The 21,165-nt window shown below is 43.8% G+C and carries 21 protein-coding genes; 19 read left to right on the top strand and 2 right to left on the bottom strand.

What is annotated here, in order from left to right; translation table 11 throughout:
- Window positions 1-151: 151 nt before the first annotated feature.
- The 4 genes from PXH68_RS08350 (at window position 152) to PXH68_RS08335 (ending at window position 5,322) form a co-directional block, all read left to right on the top strand.
- The gene (locus PXH68_RS08350) at window positions 152-1,393 is read left to right on the top strand and encodes an aminopeptidase (protein WP_105108170.1); all 1,242 of its coding nucleotides are present in this window, start codon (window positions 152-154) and stop codon (window positions 1,391-1,393) included.
- A gap of 54 nt (window positions 1,394-1,447) precedes the next feature.
- Complete coding sequence (locus tag PXH68_RS08345) at window positions 1,448-1,678, top strand: GlsB/YeaQ/YmgE family stress response membrane protein (protein ID WP_158456508.1); 231 nt, start codon at window positions 1,448-1,450, stop codon at window positions 1,676-1,678.
- A 420-nt stretch (window positions 1,679-2,098) separates the two neighbouring features.
- Window positions 2,099-2,983 carry an ABC transporter ATP-binding protein gene (locus PXH68_RS08340; protein ID WP_248028236.1) on the top strand — a complete coding sequence of 295 codons (885 nt, stop codon included), beginning with the start codon at window positions 2,099-2,101 and terminating at the stop codon, window positions 2,981-2,983.
- Window positions 2,980-5,322, top strand: coding sequence for a hypothetical protein (locus PXH68_RS08335; protein WP_248028237.1), 2,343 nt, complete (start codon window positions 2,980-2,982; stop codon window positions 5,320-5,322). The genes PXH68_RS08340 and PXH68_RS08335 overlap by 4 nt, the downstream gene beginning before the upstream one ends.
- Window positions 5,323-5,363: 41 nt before the next feature.
- Here the strand turns inward: PXH68_RS08335 and def are convergent, their stop codons facing one another.
- Window positions 5,364-5,978 carry a peptide deformylase gene (def, locus tag PXH68_RS08330; protein ID WP_044772074.1) on the bottom strand — a complete coding sequence of 205 codons (615 nt, stop codon included), beginning with the start codon at window positions 5,976-5,978 and terminating at the stop codon, window positions 5,364-5,366.
- A gap of 129 nt (window positions 5,979-6,107) precedes the next feature.
- On the opposite strand from def, the gene PXH68_RS08325 reads away from it, so the two are divergent.
- The 3 genes from PXH68_RS08325 to PXH68_RS08315 are packed head-to-tail and all read left to right on the top strand — an operon-like array spanning window position 6,108 to window position 8,653.
- Entirely contained in the window at window positions 6,108-7,271 is a 1,164-nt protein-coding gene (locus PXH68_RS08325) for an MFS transporter (protein ID WP_248028238.1), read from the top strand.
- A gap of 36 nt (window positions 7,272-7,307) precedes the next feature.
- The gene (locus tag PXH68_RS08320) at window positions 7,308-7,934 is read left to right on the top strand and encodes a GNAT family N-acetyltransferase (RefSeq protein WP_316715644.1); all 627 of its coding nucleotides are present in this window, start codon (window positions 7,308-7,310) and stop codon (window positions 7,932-7,934) included.
- A complete protein-coding gene (locus tag PXH68_RS08315; protein ID WP_248028240.1) occupies window positions 7,925-8,653 on the top strand; it encodes a pseudouridine synthase in 729 nt (242 codons plus the stop codon). Before PXH68_RS08320 ends, PXH68_RS08315 begins: the two co-directional genes overlap by 10 nt.
- 41 nt (window positions 8,654-8,694) lie before the next feature.
- Here PXH68_RS08315 and PXH68_RS08310 read toward each other — a convergent pair whose 3' ends face one another.
- Complete coding sequence (locus PXH68_RS08310) at window positions 8,695-9,276, bottom strand: xanthine phosphoribosyltransferase (protein ID WP_248028241.1); 582 nt, start codon at window positions 9,274-9,276, stop codon at window positions 8,695-8,697.
- Between the two features lie 216 nt (window positions 9,277-9,492).
- Here PXH68_RS08310 and PXH68_RS08305 point away from each other — a divergent pair, with 216 nt between their 5' ends.
- The 12 genes from PXH68_RS08305 (at window position 9,493) to PXH68_RS08250 (ending at window position 21,125) form a co-directional block, all read left to right on the top strand.
- Window positions 9,493-10,800, top strand: coding sequence for a nucleobase:cation symporter-2 family protein (locus tag PXH68_RS08305; RefSeq protein ID WP_248028242.1), 1,308 nt, complete (start codon window positions 9,493-9,495; stop codon window positions 10,798-10,800).
- A 116-nt stretch (window positions 10,801-10,916) separates the two neighbouring features.
- Window positions 10,917-12,146: an NAD/NADP octopine/nopaline dehydrogenase family protein gene (locus tag PXH68_RS08300; protein ID WP_248028243.1), complete on the top strand. Its 1,230-nt coding sequence runs from the start codon at window positions 10,917-10,919 to the stop codon at window positions 12,144-12,146.
- Complete coding sequence (locus tag PXH68_RS08295) at window positions 12,147-12,911, top strand: aspartate/glutamate racemase family protein (RefSeq protein ID WP_248028244.1); 765 nt, start codon at window positions 12,147-12,149, stop codon at window positions 12,909-12,911.
- Between the two features lie 87 nt (window positions 12,912-12,998).
- Entirely contained in the window at window positions 12,999-13,448 is a 450-nt protein-coding gene (locus tag PXH68_RS08290) for a MarR family winged helix-turn-helix transcriptional regulator (protein ID WP_248028245.1), read from the top strand.
- On the top strand, window positions 13,441-14,172 hold the full coding sequence (locus PXH68_RS08285) for an ATP-binding cassette domain-containing protein (protein ID WP_248028246.1): 732 nt from the start codon (window positions 13,441-13,443) through the stop codon (window positions 14,170-14,172). The genes PXH68_RS08290 and PXH68_RS08285 overlap by 8 nt, the downstream gene beginning before the upstream one ends.
- Window positions 14,172-15,686, top strand: coding sequence for an ABC transporter permease/substrate-binding protein (locus tag PXH68_RS08280; RefSeq protein WP_248028247.1), 1,515 nt, complete (start codon window positions 14,172-14,174; stop codon window positions 15,684-15,686). The genes PXH68_RS08285 and PXH68_RS08280 overlap by 1 nt, the downstream gene beginning before the upstream one ends.
- Before the next feature lie 9 nt (window positions 15,687-15,695).
- Complete coding sequence (locus tag PXH68_RS08275) at window positions 15,696-16,457, top strand: nuclear transport factor 2 family protein (protein ID WP_248028248.1); 762 nt, start codon at window positions 15,696-15,698, stop codon at window positions 16,455-16,457.
- Between the two features lie 134 nt (window positions 16,458-16,591).
- Window positions 16,592-18,454 carry an AAA family ATPase gene (locus PXH68_RS08270; protein WP_248028249.1) on the top strand — a complete coding sequence of 621 codons (1,863 nt, stop codon included), beginning with the start codon at window positions 16,592-16,594 and terminating at the stop codon, window positions 18,452-18,454.
- 16 nt (window positions 18,455-18,470) lie between these two features.
- Window positions 18,471-19,001, top strand: a complete 531-nt coding sequence (locus PXH68_RS08265) for a hypothetical protein (protein WP_044673278.1) — start codon at window positions 18,471-18,473, stop codon at window positions 18,999-19,001.
- Window positions 19,002-19,034: 33 nt separating this feature from the next.
- On the top strand, window positions 19,035-19,985 hold the full coding sequence (locus tag PXH68_RS08260; RefSeq protein WP_248028250.1) for a helix-turn-helix transcriptional regulator: 951 nt from the start codon (window positions 19,035-19,037) through the stop codon (window positions 19,983-19,985).
- Between the two features lie 88 nt (window positions 19,986-20,073).
- Window positions 20,074-20,199, top strand: a complete 126-nt coding sequence (locus tag PXH68_RS08255; RefSeq protein ID WP_316715641.1) for a hypothetical protein — start codon at window positions 20,074-20,076, stop codon at window positions 20,197-20,199.
- A gap of 32 nt (window positions 20,200-20,231) precedes the next feature.
- On the top strand, window positions 20,232-21,125 hold the full coding sequence (locus PXH68_RS08250; RefSeq protein WP_248028251.1) for a ribonuclease D: 894 nt from the start codon (window positions 20,232-20,234) through the stop codon (window positions 21,123-21,125).
- The last annotated feature ends 40 nt before the right edge of the window (window positions 21,126-21,165 follow it).

The following is a 21,165-nucleotide window of genomic DNA, read 5'->3' as shown; positions in this document are numbered from 1 at the left end:
TGAGTGTAAAGCTCCGATGTGGCAACGGATGGAAACTAATCCATCAAAGAATATCGATTAAACTTCCTGTTTGTGCAGGAAGTTTTTTTGTCAGCCCAGCTTCAAAATATGATACAATAATAGGGTATTTCAAAGTACAAAGGAGAAAAAAATGGTATTACCAAATTTTAAAGAAAATCTCGCTAAATATGCTAAACTTTTGGTTTCAACAGGTATCAATGTGCAGCCTGGTCACACGGTTCAATTGACTATCGGTGTGGAACAGGCTGAATTGGCTCGTTTGATTGTGAAGGAAGCTTATGCGCACGGTGCGGCTGAAGTCTTGGTCAACTGGTTGGACGATGTGATTGCGCGTGAACGTCTGGTCAATGTAGATGTGGAACTCTTGGAACAAGTTCATCCACAACGCATTACAGAAATGAACTACCTCTTGGAGCGCAAGGCAAGCCGTTTGGTGGTCTTGTCTGAAGATCCAGGAGCTTACGACGGTGTGGATCCAGAGAAATTGTCTCGTAACGCTCGTGCACTCAGTCAAGCTTTGCAGCCAATGCGTCAAGCAACGCAAGCTAACAAGGTTAGTTGGACACTTGGTGCAGCCTCTGGTTTGGAATGGGCTAAAAAAGTCTTTCCAAATGCAGCGTCTGACGAAGAGGCAGTGGACCTCCTTTGGGATCAAATCTTCAAGACTTGCCGTATCTACGAGGAAGATCCAATCAAGGCTTGGGAAGAGCACGAGGCACGCTTGGTGGCTAAGGCTAAGGTCCTTAACGACGAGCAGTTTGTCAAATTGCACTACACAGCACCAGGAACTGACCTCGTTCTTGGTATGCCGAAGAATCACTTGTGGGAAGCGGCTGGTTCGGTCAATGCCCAAGGTGAACACTTTATTGCCAACATGCCAACAGAAGAGGTCTTCACAGCACCTGATTACCGTGTGGCAGATGGCTATGTAACGTCTACAAAACCACTCAGCTATAATGGTAACATCATCGAAGGCATCAAAGTAACCTTCAAAGATGGTGAAATCGTGGATGTAACGGCTGAAAAAGGCGACGAAGTCATGAAGAAATTGGTCTTTGACAATGCCGGTGCACGCGGTCTCGGTGAAGTTGCCCTTGTGCCAGACAAGAGCCCAATCTCTCAATCAGGTGTGACTTTCTTCAACACTCTCTTTGATGAAAATGCCTCAAACCACTTGGCGATTGGTCAAGCCTATGCCTTCTCTATCGAAGGTGGTACAGAAATGAGCCAGGAAGAGCTGAAAGAAGCTGGTCTCAACCGCTCAGATGTCCATGTGGACTTCATGATTGGTTCTAACAAGATGAACATTGACGGTATCCGTGAAGACGGTACTCGTGTACCAATCTTCCGCGACGGCGAGTGGGCTATCTAATGATATTATATAAGACTGGGCAACCAGTCTTTTTGTCAATAGAAAGGAAAAACTATGTTATCAAGTATTATCGCAGGAGCCATTATTGGCTTAATTGCAGGTGCTCTTACTTCGTCAGATGACCGTCGTGGTTGTCTGGGGAATATTATCCTTGGACTTGCTGGTTCGTGGATTGGACAGTTGCTCTTTGGTGATTGGGGACCACAATTTGCTGGCATGGCCCTGGTACCGTCAGTCTTTGGAGCGGTATTGTTGGTGGCTCTCTTTGGTCGAAGAAATTCCTAAAACTTGTCCCCATGTGGACAAGTTTTTCTTTTCTCTAGGGGAAAATATGGTATAATCAATATAACAATATACAGAAATACGGAGCAGGATATGGCAATTGTTAGTTTGGGGAGCTTTTTCTTGGGATGGCTTTGTATGTGGCGGTATAGATTGGAGAAAAGAGGGGCCTTTAAATGGCTAAGTTACTGTCTTTGGGGCCTAAGTTTGGTATTTTTTGTCTATACATTCTTTCGTAGTAGCTAGCTTGCTGTGCATTTGTGCTTGGCTTTTAAAAAGAATGATGTGGAAACGATCCTTTGGATCGTTTTTTGCTGTTTTATTTTTGTATAAGTTCTTGATATACATATTAAAAAATGCCATAATATACTTAGTTGATGTAATCTTCTCTGCTCTGCTATTTGCCCAAAGAAAGGAGTTTCTATGCTAAAAGTAGTCGATGTCTGTAAGCGATACGGTACCCACCAGGTCTTGTCCTATGTGTCCTTTGAGTTGCAAGCGGGGAACTTGGTTGCCCTAGTAGGTCCCAATGGTGTGGGAAAATCCACCCTCCTAAATATCATCAGCAATACAGATACCGCTGACCGTGGGTCGGTAACCATCAATGGTCGGCCCAATAGTGACCGAGCGATTTTTCAGGACATGTCTGTCATGTTGGATGCTCAAGCTCTTTATCCACAGTTGACGGGTTATGACCATCTGACCTATGTGGCTGCGACCCACAAGTTGGGGAAAAAGGAAGTGGCTGCGTTGGTGGAAGAATTGGGGATGGGCTACTATGTCAAAAAGCGGGTGGCTGGTTATTCCATGGGTATGAAGCAGAAGCTGCTCTTTGCCATGGCTGTCCTTCCCAAGCCCAAGCTCTTGTTGCTGGATGAACCCCATATCGGCTTGGACCCGACCAATATCATTCAACAGCGGGAATTTCTTCTGAATCTACAGGCAGAAGGGGTTGCTATTTTGCTTTCTTCCCACCATTTGTCGGAGATTGAGAAGCTGACCAATCAGGTTTATTTTCTCAAGGCCAGCAAGTTGATTGCCACAGAAGTGGAGTTGACGGCGGATTATGATTACCATCTTGTTGTGGAAAACTCCAAACAGGTTCAGGAATTTTTACGGGATTATCCTCAACTCTTGTGGAAAAAGGCAGAGCAGGGTCTGGTGGAAATCTTCTTGCCCGAGCGAGATTTACTAGACTGTTTGGATTGTATTCCCATCCAGCAAGTGGCTGGCCTTACAAAAGCCAGCGACTATATGGAATCCCTCTATCGAGATCTCTATGTGGAGGAAGGTGGTGAGGAGACATGAGGCTGCACTTTGAAATCAAGAAAATTCTATGGTCGCCTCTCTATTGCCTGCTCGTGCTGGTTTTTTTAGGTCTGGCCTACCTTCCCATCTCACAAAGGCAAGCCCATCAAGCGGCCTATGTGGAAACCTATAAAGAAGAACTGAGTGAATTGGCCAGTGTCTTGGCAGATATAAAAATTGAGGAGGGGTCAGAAGAGGCGCCGCGGATGGTGGGCTTGAAATCCGATATTGAAAGTATCAGTCAGGCCTTGGATGAGGGGAAGTTTGAAGCTATCCCCAACTACCGCAAACTCATGTATCAGGATTTGGACTATTTTATCAGCCGCAATCGGCAGCTTTTTCAAACGCGGCAATCCTTGACGCTTAGTGAAGTCGAGCGTTTGGTCAGATGGAATGACTGGTTACTTGCCTACCAATTGCCTGATGGTCCTGAAAATCAAGCTTGGTCAACAGGCCGTATTGTTCAAGCCTACTTGGAAAGTTTGTTTGGTTTTCTTCCTGTATTTTTAGTGCTGGGTTTTCTACTTGCCAATCAGCTGGCAGAAAAGACACTTGCGCATCAAGTTTGGCAGTTGCGGCAATGGGATAGTCTGAGTTTGCAGGGGGTCAGGCGTTTGGCTGCTTCCTTGCTTTCGCTTTTACTGGCTGTGGGGATAGGTTTGCTCTTTATACTGGTCTATGATGGGCTGACAGGTCAGTTGGCTGTATCTAGTTTTCAAGCTCCTCTTGAGATGTTGGGTCAGAGTCAGTTGATAGGCTCTTGGCTTTACGGGCTTATCTTGCTTGGTTTTTGGCTGGTCTTGCTTCTAGCTGTTCGCCTACTTTTTGGATTTTTGGACTACTTGTTAGCCAGTCGGCTGACTTTTGTGGTGACTGGCTTACTGTTAGCTCTGGGGCTTTCCTATCAGGCAGGTGCAGTAGCTGGTTGGTCAGGTCAAATTCTGCCCTTGCTTGCCTTTCCGAGTTTTTTAGACACAGCTGTATTTTCACAGGTCTTTATACAGGTGGATGTCTTTCTCCTGCTGACCATTGGGCTTTTTGTGGCTTATTATCTGCTGACAGAGAGGAAAAGGGTGGTCCTGACCGTGGGGCATCAGAAGGAGTTAGACACAGGGCGTTTGGACAAGGCTTGGTCTTTTGATGTTCTCATCCTTAGTCGGCTCAATTCTTGGAAAGGGCTCGTCTTGGGCAACTTGCTTTTAGCTCTGCTATTTTCCCTACTGACGGGACTAGAAAAGCAAGAGGTTGCCCAGGAGGAGAGGGGTTCGATGGAGTTGGTTGCCCAGTCCTATGAGCAAGATGGGGCCTATGTGGAGAGTTTGCAGTCGGAAATCAACCGTCTGAGGCAGTTGGTCAAAGAGGATACGAGCTATCAAGAGGAGTTGGAGCTGAGGCTTGGTCTCTTGCAAGAATATCGTGTCTATAAGGACCTCTATGTCAAGCAATGGCAGGTATATCAGGAAAACCCTCAGGCTCTGCCGGCTAGTCACCTTGCTATGCTGAAGGCAGAGCAGGTCTATCTATGGGCTAGAGAGGAAAAGGCTTTTGCCGATGGTGATATTGGGGCCAGCCAGACGGTGGATAATCTTCGCCGTTACCAGACCCGCAATCAGGTCAGTCAGTATTACTGGCAGCAGCTGATGGAGGCTGGGGTGCCTGCAACTAAGCGAGGCAAGGATGTCGTTTTGACCAGCTTGGAAAATCGTTTTGATACCAATGATGCCTTGGTTCCAGTAGACGATCCTTCTTGGGACCGCTCCAGAGATCTGTCAGGTATTGGCAGTCTGCGCTCTCTCTTTGATGGTCCGGCCTATTTGTTGGTGCTCTTGCTGGCGGTTTGGCTGGGCAGTCGGGGTAAGGCAGTGGAGGTTGCAGGGAGAAACTGGCGTCTCTATCAGACCCAGCCTGTGGATTTGCGCAAGGTTCTAGTCACCAAGTGGTTGCTGGGACTGGGTCAGGCTCTTTGTTTTACAATGCTCTTTCTAGCTAGTCTTTTCCTAGTCAATAGTCTGATCGGAGGAATCGGTTATCTGGAAGATGGCCTTATCTTGCTTTCGCATTCGGAGAGGGGGATTTTTCTTGAACTCCTGAGGGGACAGGAACTCTGGGCTTGGTTCCTTCCAAATGCCCCTTATCTCTTGTGGATGGTGCTTGGCTTGCTTGTCTTGGAAATTGTTCTAGTCAGTCTCAATCATCTTTTGCAGGTTCGGTTTTCAAATCGCTTAGTGGTTTTCATCCTGCTAGCTGGTTTGCTGGCTTTGCTGGACTATCTCCTCTTTCAAGACCTGGTCTTGGATGGGCAGGAAATTTTTAGGCAGTTAGCTCTGCTATGTTTATAAAAAAGAAAAACTGACCGAAGATTTCAGTCAGTTTCTTATGTTTATTCAATCACTAGCATGCCTTCTTTAACGGCAAATGGGTGTTCTGGGTCAATGCGGTCGTAGAACATGACACCGTTGAGGTGGTCGATTTCGTGTTGGACCACGATGGCATTAAATCCTTTGAGTTTGATACGGTGTGTTTCTCCGTTTTTGTCCATGTAATCAACAGTCACGCGCGCGTGGCGGACTACGTAGCCTTGGACTTCGCGGTCAACAGATAGGCAGCCTTCGCCCCCTTCCATAGCCGCCTCTTGGACAGAGTGTGCCACGATTTTAGGGTTGTACATAACCTCTTGTAGAGAGTAGGCTTGGGCAGGTGGATTGCCTTCTTCGTCCTCTGGATTTGGGACTAAGACAGCAATGATGCGTTTGGAAACGTCAATCTGAGGCGCTGCTAGACCAACTCCGCCACGGAGTTTCATTTTCTCAGCCATGACTGGATCCTGTGAATGTTTGAGGAATTGCATCATTTTTTCGCCTAAAATAATTTCCTGATCAGATAGGGGAAATACAACTTCTTCAGCGATTTGGCGTAGGGTTGGGTGCCCTTCACGGATGATGTCATCCATGTCAATCAAATGGGCAGCTTTTGTCAATCGTTCAATAACAGACATGATTCTCTCCTTTGAGTATAGTTAAGTTAAGTATAGCATGAAATGGGAGAGAATAAAAGTCGGACTTTTCTATCCATTCGCTTTCAAATCTGCTATACTAGTAAAAGACGAACGTTGAAAGGGAGAAAAATGAAAAGAATTTTAGAAAAAGCCAGTTTGCTGGCCCTGTCCACCATGCTGGTTTCGACATTTGCAGTTTCACCAGCCATTCCACAGATGATTGAGCATTTTGCCCAGCAGGGAATTGTAGCGGCCCAGGTGGAAAACTTAATTACGGTGACCTCCTTTGCTATTATGGTAGCACTCTTGATGAATGGTCTAGTTGTCCGTTTCTTATCGGAACGCAACATTATCATTGCAGGGCTCTTGTTAATGGCAATTGGAGGTGCTTTACCGGTGTTTCTAACTGCCTATCCTCTGATTTTGTTGGCTCGTATCTTGCTTGGTTTGGGGATTGGCTTGATCAATGCGCGTGCGATTAATATCATCGGTAACTTTTTCACCGGTCAGGAACGGGTCAAAATGATGGGTTTGCGTGGTTCGGCAGAGGTAGTGGGAAGCGCAGGGCTGACTCTCCTTGTTGGTTGGTTGACTCAATTTGGTTGGCAACCTGCCTTCTTGGTCTATCTTTTTGCCTTGGTTATCTTGGTTCTTTTTGTCCTCTTTGTGCCCAAGGAAGAATTACTTGCTCGCATGGAGGTAAAGGTTGAGGAGAACGCGCCCAAGGTCAAGCTGGATAAGACCATGTGGATGATGGGCATTTATCTGGCATTCTTAGCCTTCTTTGTTATCAATGTCAATACCTTTCTGACCATTCGTATTCCTCAGATTGTTTTAGCCAAGGGCATCGGTACTGCTCAGCAAGCCAGTCTGATTCTCAGTCTTATGCAGGTCATGGGGATTGTGGCAGGGACGGTCTTTAGTAGTCTGGTTGGTCGTTTGAAGGGCTGGCTTTTAGCGGTTTCCTACGTGGTCTTTGGACTCGCGGTTGTCGGCATTGCCTTTGCGGATAATCTCTGGGTGCTGGGCCTCGGTGGCATGGTGTCAGGATTTTTCTACAGCATCATTCTAACCATTGTCTTTAGTCAGGTAACGGACCGTGCGCCTAAGGCCTTGCTCAATGCAGTCATGACAATCGTCCTTATGGGTTGCAATATCGGTGGTGCCACATCTGCCATCTTGCCGACTTATCTGGAAAAACTCAACCCAACCCCAACAGGAGCCTTTGGTATCTACGCCATCGGCTGTGCCTTGATAAGCGCTGGCTTGATTTATAAACAACTGAAGAAGTAGGAGCGGTTTTCCGCTCCTTTTTGGTATAATATTCCTATGTTAGAAAACAACCGCTTAAATGAATTAATACTCCGTTTTCCCGAGGATGTTCAGTTGATTTTTAAGGATATGATTCCCTCTTATCAGTTGGGCTATGTGGATTATGTCTATCAGACAGATAATTACGCCACCCAAAACCGTCGGATTAAAAATTTGGCAAAAAATTTCCGAAGAATGGATTATTTTTACATCATGCCCCTGCCCCAGGATCTGGCATTGGAGATTGCTAACCAATGGCGCTATCAACCACCTTTGGATGCCTATACGATTAGTGCAAACTCCAAGATTTATGCTGAGATGATTTCACCAGAGGCGCGTGGGGATCGCTTTTTTGCAGTCATCCGCAATGCCGCCCTCATGGGCTATTTCTGTATTGACCAAGATGGCGAGACCGTTGACATTCGTTTGGGTATGAAACCGTCTTTGACAGGTCAGGGAAATGGCAGAGCTTTCTACCAGACTATTGAAGACTATTTAGTAGAGAATGTTCAGCCAGCTAGTATCAAACTGACAGTTGCTACCTTTCATCAAGTAGCTCAAACCCTCTTTCATGCTCTTGGATTTACAGAAAGAGAAAAGCAAGCAGAATATATCAAAATGGAAAAGAAACTCGTATGCGATTAGATAAATTTTTAGTGGATTGTGGTGTTGGAAGTCGGACAGAAGTCAAGAAAGTCCTGAAAAACAAGCAAGTCACAGTCAATGGCCAAGTAGAGACGTCCCCAAAGCAACAGATTGATGAAAAGTCAGACCAAATTGCAGTAGCAGGTCAGGTCTTGAACCATGAGACCTTTGTTTACTATCTGTTGAATAAACCCAAGGGTGTCATATCAGCCACCGAGGATGACCGTCATCGGACTGTCTTGGACCTGCTAGATGATACAGCTCGCCATAAGGAAATTTTTCCAGTTGGACGCTTGGATATTGATACCCACGGTCTCTTGCTCTTGACCAACAACGGTCAGCTGGCCCATGCCATGCTTTCTCCGAAAAAACATGTTGATAAACGCTACCGTACACAGGTTGACGGGATCGTGACCCAAGAGGATGTGGAGCGATTTGCGGCAGGAATTGAGCTGAAAGACTTTACCTGTCAAACAGCCCAGTTGACCATCTTGGAGATGGATGAAGACAAACAGACCTCACTCGTTGACATCACCATCCGAGAAGGGAAATTTCACCAGGTCAAACGTATGGTGCAGGCCTGTGGCAAGACGGTGACAGACTTGCAACGATTGACCATGGGGCCACTTGAGTTAGATCCAGCGCTCGCTCTTGGAGAATACCGCAGGTTGACTGCTACCGAATTAAAGCAATTAGAAGTCTTTGGTGTGGAATTATAGATAAATAGAAGAGACTTGCTCCCGATTGGAAGCAAGTCCTTTTAAATATCAGCAGGTGCGAAAACAACCTGTCCATCTTGGAATTTTTCAATACGAGCGAGAGAAGTAACAGGTACACCAGCATCAAGCAAGAGCTGGCGGCCATCTTGGAAGGATTTTTCGATGATGATACCGACCCCAGCCACTTGTGCCCCGGCCCGTTGGATAATGTCAATCAGGCCTTTTGCTGCTTGTCCATTGGCCAAAAAGTCATCAACGATTAGAACACGGTCCTCAGATGACAAAAACTTGCTAGCGATGGAGACCGTGCTGGTGACTTGCTTGGTAAATGAATAGACTTCAGCAGTCAATATCCCTTCTGTCATGGTGATATTTTTATGCTTTTTGGCAAAAATCATCGGAACTTCTAAACTTTCTGCAACATAGACGGCTGGTGCAATACCCGAGGCTTCGATCGTGACAACCTTGGTAATTTCTTTAGATCGATAGGCATCTGCCAAGACCTGCCCCATTTCTTTCATCAAGCGAAAATCAACCTGATGGGTCAAAAATGAGTCAACTTTTAAGATATTTTCTCCTAATACCTGACCATCTTTTAAAATGCGTTCTTCTAATGCTTTCATGTTTATCTTCTCCTCCAAATGCTACTTTTGTGTATTATAGCATTTTTTTAACAGAATCAAAACAATAAACGAATTTTCAGGTTAGAATATTGTAAATATTAACGAAACTCTTCTATAAACACGAACATTATTTGTTTATAGGAACAAAATGTATTGAAAATGGTTGTGTTTTCTGATAGACTAATACCATTATTTAGGAATAATGAAGGAGAAATCATGTCTCAGAAAATAACAAATGAACATTCCTCAGGGATGCTTTACGGAATTGATGAACAACCACCAAAAGGGATGGCTGTTCTGCTTGCTTTTCAGCATATTTTAGCAGCATTTGCAGGAATCATCGCAGTGCCTCTTGTCGTTGCAAGTGCCTTGGGATTATCGGTCGAAGATACGTCTATCATGGTATCAGCCTCTATCTTTGTTGCCGGTATTGCCACCATTTTGCAATCTAAAGGTTTGGGGCCAATTGGTTCACGTGTCTCTGGTATGATGGGGACGGACTTTACCTTTGCCAATCCAGCAATCAGCGTTGGTAGTCAGTTGGGAATTGCTGGTATTGTAGGAGCAACCATTGCTGGTTCATTTGTAGAGATTGCTCTCAGTCGCTTTGTCAAACCCTTGATGCGCTTCTTTCCGCCATTGATTACGGGGACTGTTGTATCCCTCATCGGTATTACCCTCATGCCAGTAAGTATGGACTGGGCAGCTGGTGGAGCTGGCGCTTCAGACTATGCTTCAGTTGAAAATATCGGTATTGCCTTTATCGTCTTGGTCTTTACTTTGGCCTTAAATCATTATGGTAAAGGCATGCTAAAAACAGCCTCTGTCTTCTTTGGGATGGTTTTTGGTTACATCTTGTGTATTTTTCTTGGGAAAGTTGATTTATCGGCTGTTGGAGAAGCAGCCTGGTTTGCTCTTCCTAAAATTTTCCATTATGGTGTGAAATTTGACCTATCTTCTATTCTAGCCTTCATCCCGGCCTATGTCGTATCCTTGATTGGAACGGTGGGGATTATGATGGCCATTGGAGAAGCCTCAAATCAAAAGATTTCTTCTGAGCGGGCAGCAAATGGTGTTCTGGCAGACGGTGTTGGTTCCTTGATTGCCGGTATTTTTGGGGCTGGTCCAAATACAGCCTTCTCACAAAACGTTGGCCTCATTACTTTGACTAAAGTTGCTAGTCGTCATGTCATGATTTTAGCAGGTATTATCTTGACCATACTTGGCGTCTTTCCAAAATTATCAGCCTTGATTTCCATCATGCCTCAGCCTGTTCTTGGTGGTGTTGGGATTATCATGTTCGGTTTGGTTGCAGCCCAAGGGATTAAGACTCTTGCAACGGTTAAAATTGGGGATCGTGAGCTCTTGATTATTTCCATTGCCTTTGCGCTGGGGATTGGAGTGACCGTTCGTCCAGAATTATTGAGTCATCTTCCATCAGCTCTTCAAATGGTCTTCTCATCAGGTATTTCAACAGGGACCTTGGCAGCTCTCTTACTAAATGTTGTTTTGAAAGAAAAATAAGATGAAATAGGCTATCCTCGTGATAGTCTATTCTTATAGATGGTCATAATTTACTGGTATTGGCCGAGTGAGTGTGGTTTTGTTATACTAGGAAGAAACGACTATGGGAGGGATTTATGTCAGTAGAAGAATGGAAACAAGCACCGATAGCGATTTTGGGGGCAGGTGCAGTTGGAAAAGCGGTTGGAGCGGATTCTAAGTTGGCTGGGAATCGTGTCCACCTCTTTGAGTTGCCAGCATTTGCGGGACAAACCTTAAAAAATCTGGACAAGACAGGGATCACCTTGACAGGTGGACAAAATAGTCTTTATGGTTTTGAGCGTAGCGGACGTGCCTTTTTTGACCTGGTGACAGACCGCATTGAAGAAGCTGTAGCAGGAGCCAAGATTGTCATTGTGGCGGTGCCGTCCATTGCCCATGACCAATTTTTTGAAGCCTTGGTGCCTGTCTTAGAAGATGGGATGATTGTTCATATCATTCCGGATAATTTTGGCAGTTTGAAACTTCGTAAGAAGATGAGAGAGTTGGGTTGTCAGAAGCAGGTTATTGTCGGCGGCTGGACCAGTGCCCCTTATGGAGCTCGAATTGTCAGGGAGGGCGGGGTCATGACGCCAAAAATCGAGTTAAAATATCGGGCTATTACGCTTCGAGGTGCAGCTCTGCCCTTGACCGACCAAGACATCTTCCTAGAGAGTTCGCGGGCGATTGGAGCCTTTGATGCTATTACGGAGGGGGACGGTGTGACAGGCGGACAGACCGTTTTGGATGTTGGTTTTAGCAATGTCAATCCAGTCTTGCATTGTCCTGGTACGATTTTGGGGGCTAGTGTGATGGAGAATTTTGGTCGGATTTTCGGTGGCAATGATCCGCTCCAGTACTCTATCTATTCACACGCTTATAGTGAATCCGTGGCAGAAGTGCAATATGCCTTTTATCTGGAGCAAGTGCAGCTGGCAGAGGCAATTGGTGTTGATTTGCTCCGCTATCCCAAGGAGAACTTTTTGTCGCGGACCAGTATTTTGGGGCCAGAGTATATGGGAGATGACTGCATTGTTCCCTTCGACCAGCAGTTTCCAATGGCTTATGGGACAGGTCCTTTCACCATTCAGGACCGTTATGTGACCGAGGATGTGCCTGTTGGTTGCCATATCTATCATGAATTAGGTAAGAAATACGGGGTGGCTACGCCGGTTATTGATAGTATGATTGTCTTGGGCTCCGTCATGACAGGTCGTCAATTTTTTGAAGAAGGCTTGACCTTGGAAGACTTGGATTTGGCCCATTTGACCAAGGAGGAGACCTTAGCTTACTTGGAAACAGGACTCTTTCGAGAGCGGGAGGTATAAATGACACATTTCAGAGCGAGTATTGAGAATGCTGGGCAGTTGGACCAGTTTTATCAGGTGCAGAATGCTTCTGTGGCAGGATTCTCGATTGGAATTATTACCATTGACTTTAACTATGTCAAGTTGCCAGGCAATGTCGCCAATGCGACTACCTTCTCCTTCCCGGTCGTCTATGAGGACATTGTTTTGGAGATAGAAGACCTCTTCAATGGTGAGGAGAAATTGTTGGATATGGTCATTGAGGCTGCTAAGAAGCTGGAGAAAAAGGGTGTGCGGGCTATTGTCGGTGCCTGTGGCTACTTCAATCATTTTCAGGAGCAGGTGCGGGATGCGGTAGCTGTTCCTGTCTATCTGTCCAGCGTTCTTCAGATTCCCTTGATTAAAATGGGGCTCAAGCCAGACCAGAAAATTGCAGTTCTGGTAGCAGACGGAGAGGGGGCCGATGCAGAATTCTTCGCCAAGGCCAATGCCTCTATTTCAGACTGTATTGTCAAGGAAATTGGTAGCTTGGAGAGTTTTGCTCCTATCCGCTACAACAAGCCCTATCTGGACAATGGTCGCTTGAAGGCAGACCTAATAGCAGTTGTGCAGGAACTACGTGCCAATCATCCAGAAATTGGGGCGATTTTGCTGGAATGTAGTGACCTGCCTCCCTATGCGGCGGCTCTTCATCGAGCAACAGGCCTGCCAGTCTTTGATTTCACCACCTTGATTAACTGGGTGCATTCGGCAGTAGTCCGCAGGGAATTTTATGGGTATATGTAAGAGAAAAGATGGTCAATAATATTGACTATCTTTCTTTTTCTGGTAAAATAGTAAAAAAAATTGACTATTCACAGGAGCAGAGCGACGATGACAGAATTGAGACAGCGGAGTAAGGACTTGGCCCGTATTTTTGACCAGCAGGTCGGGCTTTACGAGGGTTATGCACGGCGGCAGAGCCTCAACGGCAAGTGCCTATCGATCCTTATGTGGCTTTATTATAATCCCGGAGGTATGACACAGAATTTGGTCAGTAAGAAGACTTACTCTAGTAAGCAGGTGGTCAATGCCACCATTAAGAAATTTCTGGATAAGGGCTATGTCTTTTTTGAGGAAAATCCAGCAGACAAACGGCATAAGAAGGTCAAATTGACCGAGGCTGGCCGTGTCTATGCCAGTCGGATTTTGGACCCCTTAGAAGAGGCGGAAAAAACAGCCCTGTCCCAGTTCAGCTTGGAAGAACAGGAGCAGTTACTGGACCTCTTTGGTCGCTATGGGCAGGCCTTGACAGAAATCATAGGAGGAGGAACCAATGATTGAGTACCAAAATGTGTCCTTGACCTGTAAGGTTAACGGACCAATCTTGAAGAATTTGACCTTTGACATTCAAGAGGGAGAATTCTTTGTCCTGATTGGGCCAAGCGGTAGCGGAAAAACAACGACGTTGAAACTGATTAACCGCCTGATTGAGCAGACAGACGGAGATATTCGGATTCAGGGCAAGCGGCTGAAAGACTTTGACCTGCGTGAGCTACGCTTGGAAACTGGCTACGTCCTGCAACAGATTGCTTTATTTCCAAATATGACAGTGGCTGAAAATATCGCCCTCATTCCTGAGATGAAGGGTTTGAACAAGGAAGAAACCTTGAAAAAATCCAGACAACTCTTGACCAAGGTGGGTTTGGATCCTGACAGCTACTTGGACCGTCTGCCCAAGGACTTGTCTGGGGGAGAAAAGCAGCGGATTGGGATTCTGCGAGCGATTATTGCCAATCCCAAGGTCTTGCTGATGGATGAGCCTTTCTCAGCCCTAGACCCTATTAGTAAAGGGCAGTTGCAGGACTTAATCAAAGACTTGCATGAGGAATTCAAGATGACAACGGTTTTCGTCACGCATGATATGGATGAAGCGGTTAAGTTGGCAGACCGTATCTGCTTGATGAGGGCAGGAGAAGTAGTCCAGCTGGGCACGCCTGATGAGCTCCGCAATCAGCCTGCTAATGACTTTGTTGTTGAATTTATGAAAAATCGGGGAGGTGCCTAATGGATCAGTTGATTGCAACTTTTATCGAACGCAAGGCAGACTGGCTGACAGCCCTCTTTGAGCACCTGCGGATTTCACTTCTGGCCTTAATTATCGCCATTGCTATTGCGGTGCCACTGGGCTTGGTCTTGTCCAACAAGAAAAAGCTGACCGAGTGGAGCTTGCAGGTGACAGGGGTATTTCAGACTATTCCCTCCTTGGCACTGCTGGGACTTTTCATTCCCTTTATGGGTATCGGAACGCTGCCTGCGGTGGTGGCTCTGGTCATTTATGCCATTTTCCCCATTTTGCAGGGGACGTTGACCGGACTTTCGGAAATCGATCCCTCTCTGGAAGAGGCTGCGACAGCCTTTGGAATGACCAAGCTGGAAAAACTGCGTAAGTTTCAGTTGGCTCTGGCCATGCCCATTCTCATGTCTGGCATTCGGACGGCGTCCATTATGATTATTGGAACGGCAACGCTTGCTGCCTTGGTCGGTGCGGGTGGTCTGGGCTCCTTTATCCTCTTGGGAATTGACCGCAATGACTCGGCTCTGATTTTGATTGGGGCGATATCGTCAGCCGTCTTGGCTGTTCTCTTTGGCTCGATCATCAAGTTCTTACAGGACAAGAAGCCTCGTACTATTCTGGCGGCTCTCTTGGTGACACTTTTGGCAGTCGGAGCTAGCTATGTTCCGCTCAACCAGTCTTCATCGAAAAAGCTGGTCATCGCTGGGAAACTAGGGGCAGAGCCTGAAATCCTCATCAATATGTACAAACTCTTAATTGAAGACCAGACGGATATCGAGGTGGAGCTGGAGCCAAACTTTGGCAAGACCAGCTTCCTCTATGAAGCCCTCAAGTCAGGCTCGATTGATATTTACCCTGAGTACACTGGTACCATTATGACCACCCTTTTGACCAATCCGCCGTCTGATTTGTCCAATAACCCTGAGGAGGTTTACACTTACGCTAAAGAAGCGATTTTGGAGCAGGATGGTCTGATGTATTTAGCACCAATGGCTTTCCAGAATACCTATGCTTTGGCTGTGACGGAAGACTACGCTCAAGATCATGGTCTTGAAAAGATTTCGGATTTGGCAAAAGTGCAGCAGACAGCTGTTGCAGGCTTCTCTTTGGAGTTTAATGACCGTGAGGACGGGAATATCGGTCTGACCAATCTTTATGGGCTCAATCTCAATGTCAAAACCATGGAGCCTGCCCTTCGCTACGAAGCCATTAAAAATGGAGATGTGCAGCTAGTTGATGCCTACTCAACGGATAGCAAGATTGTTTCTTACAAGCTGAAAATCCTGGAAGACGACAAACAGCTTTTCCCACCTTATCAGGCCGCTCCGCTATTGACCAAAGAAACCTTAGACAAATATCCCGAGTTGGAGCAAGTCCTAGGGGCTTTGGCGGGCAAAATCTCGACCGAGGAAATGACCCAGATGAACTATGCGGTCGATGTGGAAGGCAAGTCGGCAGAGCAAGTGGCGAGGGAATATTTAGAACAAGAAGAATTGTTAAAATAGGTGAAAATCATGACTAATCAACTAGAAAATGCTAAAAATCTCTACCTCCGTGGCATTCGCGACGGGGAAATCAAGGAAGTCCATGAAAACTATATGGGAGCTACGTACACCCAGCATAGTACAGGTGTGCCGGATGAGAAAGAGGGCTTTGCGGCTTTCTTTGAGGATTTTTTCAAACGCAATCCCAAGCGGGCAATAAATATTGTTCGTGCCATTGAAGACGGAAACTTTGTCTTCGTCCATGTCCACCAGAAATTCAATGATGGTGAGGCTGAGTGGGTGACGGCGGACATCTTCCGTTCAGATGAAAACGGCCGTATCGTCGAGCATTGGGATGTCATTGATGCCTATCCAAAAACCATTGGCGACTTTGACCCGATTTACGCTGACTTTGCCTTGACTGACTTGGACAAGACCGAGGAAAACAAGAAAATCGTCCGTCGCTTCTTGGTCGATGTCCTTCAAAACGGGGAAATCGACAAGTTTGACGACTATGTGGCAGCAGACCTGATTCAGCACAACCAAGAGATTGCTCAAGGCGGCGCGGCCTATAAGGACTATCTGGTAGAGAATAAAGTCAACTACGACTTTGTCTTTAAGGTGATGGGACAGGGGGACTATGTTGTGGCTTATTCAAAAGTCTGGATTGCAGGTCAGGACTACGCCCACTTTGACATCTTCCGCCTCAAAGACAGGTTCATTGTCGAGCACTGGGACAACAAGGAAGTCATGCCAGAGAAGAAAGACTTGACCAACCTTGGGAAGTTTTAATGGAAAAGCAAAGCAGGCAGAATATTTCTGTCTGTTTTTCTTATTTTGAAAAATAAATCAAATAGGTGGACAAATTATGTCTATCTGTTTTTATATACTTTCTATAGAAACATAAGAACAGGGGTGGGATAAAGATGAATTATTATCATATCAAGCTTATGGGAGAAGTACAGCAACTAGAGCGACCTAGTGAATCTTTTACACAAGAAAATAATTGGATGTATTTTTTGAATGAGAAGCAGGACTTATTCATTGTAACGGGAGCCGCAAATACAAAAAGAGAGATAGCAAAAAAGGTTCAATCACTTTGGAAAGTAGATGTTTATTTAGACGAGTATTCTTCACTAACCGAGAGTGATTTTATTGAAAAAGTTGGGCGTGAAAATTTGGGAGAATTTGGTTATTTCTTATTGAAGCAATCAAAGGAAGATAAGCAAGGACTTACTCCGAATGCAGATGTGTTGTCAGAAAATATGATTGGACTCAGCGACTTTAAAAATAGCATTCAGCATCTTATAAACTATTTAGACTACCAATCAAACTATTTAGAATCGCATGCGAAAGAACCATTTTTCTTAATTTTCAACGGTCAAAAGGGGAGTGGTCGAAAATATGCCCTCCAATATTTAGAACGATTGTTCGACTTGCAAGCAGTTGATACTCATTGCAGCGAATATTTTCTTCCCAAGACTGATGAAAAGCAATTTCCAGTTGTTTATGACTATTTAAAAGCAAGGGCTCGCCCTAAATTAGAGCTTTTCGCTAATATTAATACAAAGAAGGAGAATAATATTTGTATTCTAATTGCTCAATCGACTGAAGAAGCTAAAAAAATAGAAATGGAATTACAGGAGGAATACTATAATGTAAATAGAATCGAGTTTCCTCCTTATACAAATGACGAACTGGTTGAAATTGCTATTCAACTATTGGCAAAAAGACGAATTATTATAGATAAGAAAATTGTTAGGGAGTATGTAGAAAAGGCTTCAAATCTCATTAATGCAAAAGATATTCGACGAATGGTTCAGAGAATCCATGAATATGCGGTGGCAACCAATTATTGTCAAGAAAATGGATTGATTGACCTTAGCCAATTTAGTTTGCAAAAGGAACAATCTAAAAGCAAATGTGGCCAAGCTGAGAAGAGGCTGAATCAAATGATAGGTCTTCATTCTGTAAAAAAATTAATCAGACAACAGGTTGCTTTTGAAGAACTATCGAAGCTGAGGAAAGAAAAAGGCTATCATGTTGAAGAAAGTAATGGGCACCTGTTATTCACAGGTAATCCCGGGACGGGTAAGACAGAGGTAGCTCGTCTTTATACAGAAATCCTGTATGAACATGGTTTGATCGTAGAAAACAAGATAGTAGAGGTTGGAAGAGCAGATCTTATTGGGGAATATGTTGGCCAAACAGCACCAAAAATAAAAAAGGTGTTTGATAGTGCAAGTGGTGGTGTACTGTTTATCGATGAAGCTTACAGTCTGATTCCACAGAGTGAAAGAGATTTTGCCAATGAAGCTATACCCACCATTATTCAAGAAATGGAAAATCGTCGCAATGAGGTAGTTGTTATTTTTGCTGGCTATAAAGATTTGATGCACAATTTTATAGACACGAATCCAGGATTACAATCTCGAATCTCAAACAACATTCATTTTGAAGATTACGCTGTGGACGAACTGTACGAAATTTTTAGAATGATGTTGAGTAAAAAAGACTATTCTCTTGAATCTAGTTGTGAGAGGGTATTGCGTTCGCATTTTTCAAAAGTTGGAACAACCGAACATTTTGGCAATGGTCGTTATGTTCGTAAGCTAATAGAGGCTAGTTTGTATCAACAAGCGACTCGAGTGATGGAAAAGATGGGCAATAGAACCTTAGAAGAAACAGAGATGAATGTTGTAATAGAAGCTGATATTAAAAACGCCATCCAAGAATTATCAGAGTTGGAATCAACTCAACGGTTAATAGGTTTTGGATTACAGGGATAGAAGAAAGGAAATGCATATGAATAACAAAGACTTGAAAGAAAACACTGTGTTTAATGATATGGAAATTTTAGAAATATTTATCGATTTGCTATACAGAAATTTGGACTTAGATACTAGGTTGAGAAGTTCTTTTGACAGTATCAATCGTGAAGTAAGTGATTTTTTTGGGATTCCCCCAAAGAGCTATATCGGACAACTTTTATATATTATTTCAGATGTTGATCAGATTAGAAGGAGCTTTATTGACCACATAGAATTTTACTATCGAGAGATGAATAAGAAAGTAAAACGAGTAGTCGGAGTCAGTCTGGCGATAGAAATAGCCCAAAATGTTCATTTTCTAGAAGAATTTGATGTTGTGATGATTGAAAATATTGAAGAATTTTATAATAGTACCGATGCGATTCAGAAGAAGTTGGCAAGAATTTTGGAAAATTATCTAGAAACAGGCGGAAAATTACTGGTAACAGGTTGTGAGTTTGATAATTCAAATGACGCATTGAGCAAGATTCTTTACCAAGGAAATTTATTGAATTTGACTTGTTAAGAGTGTTATAATCTTTTTAGAATTGAGGTTTCTATGAACGATCAGGAAAGATTACTTACAATATTTTTACGCTTACAATCAGGGGCGCATCTAAAAAAATCACAATTGGCAGATGAATTTGGGGTTAGTGAGAAGACTATTCAAAGAGATTTTGCCCTTCTAGGAGGATTTATCGAAAGTCAGCCGATGATTGCAGCAGAATTAGCCTATGATTCCAAGCATCATACTCGCTTCTTAAAAGGGAAGTCTCTTTTTAACAAAAAGGAAATTCTGACCATTTCTAAGATTTTACTGGAAAATCGTGCTTTGAATACGGAAGAAAACAAGGCTGTTTTAGATAGCTTATTAGCACTAGTATCGAAAGATGAGCAGAAAGAAATTTCAGCCATTATCGCCAGTGAACTCTTAAACTATGCCCCGCTTTCAGATACTCAAAACAGGATCGATAAGATTTGGGAATGGTCAGAGGCCATTCGTAAGGAATTGGTATTAGACATTCGCTACCAATCTCCCTACAATATAGAAAAGAAACACACGGTTTTTCCTGTGTCACTCTATTACGATAGTCATTACTTTTACCTTGTAGCTTATAATCTAAAACATTCTTCCTATATGACTTTAAAGTTAGATCGGATTTTAGAGTGGAAAGTTTCGACTGAGAAGAAACCGGATATTTCTTATGGCAAAAAGTTTCGAGACGGTGAAGTACGGAATAAGCGCGTGGATTCTTTTATGGGACGGGAACGAACCATAAGAGTCAGATTTAGCTATGATCCAACCATTGTCTTGGATCAATTTCCGACAGCAAGGATTATCGAAACAAGCTCAGAGGGCAATGTGATTGAACTTGTCAGTCAAGACACACTAGGCTTAAAACGTTGGTTGCTGAGCCAGGCTGATGCCCTAACTGTGCTTTCTCCAAATTCGCTTGTAGAAGATATGAAGCATTTTATCAAAAATATGCAAGAAAACTATAAAAATTAGAAGAGCAGGACATTATTCGTCCACCCTATGTATTAGAATGAATGTATCAAATAGATAGTGAATTCTTAATTGAAAGGAGGAGAAGTAAATGCAAGAATGGATTGTAGTCGATCAATTTGGGAATGTCGTTGCAGGACCTTTTTATGATAAAACAGCCGCGGAAATGCATGCGAAAATGATTCCGAATGCAACAGTTGTTTTGAAGAACAAATAGATTGTAAGGATAGGAATGGAGCTAGTAAGAATATGGAATACGTAGCAAGAATTAATTTGAAAACAGATACAGAATTTCGTAATGAATTGATTGACTTTTGCCTAAAATCAGACGAGCAATTTCTTGCGATTGGCTGGAGTCGTATTTATGGAGAAAATAAATCGCTAACTTTTTCTGAATACTACGATCGTATTCGTCAAGATTCGAATAGAGTGAATACTGTCCTGAATATTTTTAAGGACGCTGTCCTTGATGATTTATTTTGGACACGTGACTTAGATGGTAATTATTGGATCTGTCGGGTAACAGGTCCTGTGGCGATGAAGCGAGACCACCGTTTAGATTATGGGGCGTTGTTACCCGTCAAAGCCTTTAAAGTTGGAACGCAGGTTCCTGGACAGATCAAAGCAACATTTAATAGAGCTAACGCAGGAACGGCACAAAGAATTCGAGAATCAGTCATTATTGAGTATTCTAAAGCTGTTTATAACGAACTCTCTAACGAAAATTATTATGAGATTTCACACTTAGAAGGAAATCTACTGGACAACTTACCTGATTTTGACTTGGAGGAATTAGTGATAGCTTTTATCCAAATCAAGTATAATTACTATGTTTTATCCAATTCAATTGCTCGAAAATCTACAACTATTAAGGTCGAGTGTGAATTCCTTTCTCGAAATACAGATCAGCCTAAAAAAGCAATTGTTCAGGTAAAGGGAAGAAAAGCTGCTCCATTGGATGCCCTGCAATTCATTGACTTTTTACAGGATGGGTATGAGGTGTTTCTATATGCCCCGACAATTGTAAACGCAGAGAATTTGAACAACCTCGTTGTTATTACGCCAAGTGAGTTACTGGAGTTTTATCATCAGTATAAGGCAGTCTTGCCTGCTTCTATAACACAGTGGGAAAAGTTGTATTAATGAGTTTAACGATGTCTGAGTATTGGAAATCAATCAACTC

It is taken from the genome of Streptococcus sp. 29896 (assembly GCF_032594915.1).
GTDB lineage: Bacteria > Bacillota > Bacilli > Lactobacillales > Streptococcaceae > Streptococcus > Streptococcus suivaginalis.
The sequence above is the reverse complement of the archived record's forward strand: the minus strand, read 5'-3'. Positions and strand labels throughout refer to the sequence as shown.

What these genes read in the sequence shown, in the direction of transcription:
- PXH68_RS08350 (WP_105108170.1), top strand. Translation starts at nt 152, where the DNA reads ATGGTATTACCAAATTTTAAAGAAAATCTCGCTAAATATGCTAAACTT.
- PXH68_RS08345 (WP_158456508.1), top strand. Translation starts at nt 1,448, where the DNA reads ATGTTATCAAGTATTATCGCAGGAGCCATTATTGGCTTAATTGCAGGT.
- PXH68_RS08340 (WP_248028236.1), top strand. Translation starts at nt 2,099, where the DNA reads ATGCTAAAAGTAGTCGATGTCTGTAAGCGATACGGTACCCACCAGGTC.
- PXH68_RS08335 (WP_248028237.1), top strand. Translation starts at nt 2,980, where the DNA reads ATGAGGCTGCACTTTGAAATCAAGAAAATTCTATGGTCGCCTCTCTAT.
- def (WP_044772074.1), bottom strand. Translation starts at nt 5,978, where the DNA reads ATGTCTGTTATTGAACGATTGACAAAAGCTGCCCATTTGATTGACATG.
- PXH68_RS08325 (WP_248028238.1), top strand. Translation starts at nt 6,108, where the DNA reads ATGAAAAGAATTTTAGAAAAAGCCAGTTTGCTGGCCCTGTCCACCATG.
- PXH68_RS08320 (WP_316715644.1), top strand. Translation starts at nt 7,308, where the DNA reads ATGTTAGAAAACAACCGCTTAAATGAATTAATACTCCGTTTTCCCGAG.
- PXH68_RS08315 (WP_248028240.1), top strand. Translation starts at nt 7,925, where the DNA reads ATGCGATTAGATAAATTTTTAGTGGATTGTGGTGTTGGAAGTCGGACA.
- PXH68_RS08310 (WP_248028241.1), bottom strand. Translation starts at nt 9,276, where the DNA reads ATGAAAGCATTAGAAGAACGCATTTTAAAAGATGGTCAGGTATTAGGA.
- PXH68_RS08305 (WP_248028242.1), top strand. Translation starts at nt 9,493, where the DNA reads ATGTCTCAGAAAATAACAAATGAACATTCCTCAGGGATGCTTTACGGA.
- PXH68_RS08300 (WP_248028243.1), top strand. Translation starts at nt 10,917, where the DNA reads ATGTCAGTAGAAGAATGGAAACAAGCACCGATAGCGATTTTGGGGGCA.
- PXH68_RS08295 (WP_248028244.1), top strand. Translation starts at nt 12,147, where the DNA reads ATGACACATTTCAGAGCGAGTATTGAGAATGCTGGGCAGTTGGACCAG.
- PXH68_RS08290 (WP_248028245.1), top strand. Translation starts at nt 12,999, where the DNA reads ATGACAGAATTGAGACAGCGGAGTAAGGACTTGGCCCGTATTTTTGAC.
- PXH68_RS08285 (WP_248028246.1), top strand. Translation starts at nt 13,441, where the DNA reads ATGATTGAGTACCAAAATGTGTCCTTGACCTGTAAGGTTAACGGACCA.
- PXH68_RS08280 (WP_248028247.1), top strand. Translation starts at nt 14,172, where the DNA reads ATGGATCAGTTGATTGCAACTTTTATCGAACGCAAGGCAGACTGGCTG.
- PXH68_RS08275 (WP_248028248.1), top strand. Translation starts at nt 15,696, where the DNA reads ATGACTAATCAACTAGAAAATGCTAAAAATCTCTACCTCCGTGGCATT.
- PXH68_RS08270 (WP_248028249.1), top strand. Translation starts at nt 16,592, where the DNA reads ATGAATTATTATCATATCAAGCTTATGGGAGAAGTACAGCAACTAGAG.
- PXH68_RS08265 (WP_044673278.1), top strand. Translation starts at nt 18,471, where the DNA reads ATGAATAACAAAGACTTGAAAGAAAACACTGTGTTTAATGATATGGAA.
- PXH68_RS08260 (WP_248028250.1), top strand. Translation starts at nt 19,035, where the DNA reads ATGAACGATCAGGAAAGATTACTTACAATATTTTTACGCTTACAATCA.
- PXH68_RS08255 (WP_316715641.1), top strand. Translation starts at nt 20,074, where the DNA reads ATGCAAGAATGGATTGTAGTCGATCAATTTGGGAATGTCGTTGCAGGA.
- PXH68_RS08250 (WP_248028251.1), top strand. Translation starts at nt 20,232, where the DNA reads ATGGAATACGTAGCAAGAATTAATTTGAAAACAGATACAGAATTTCGT.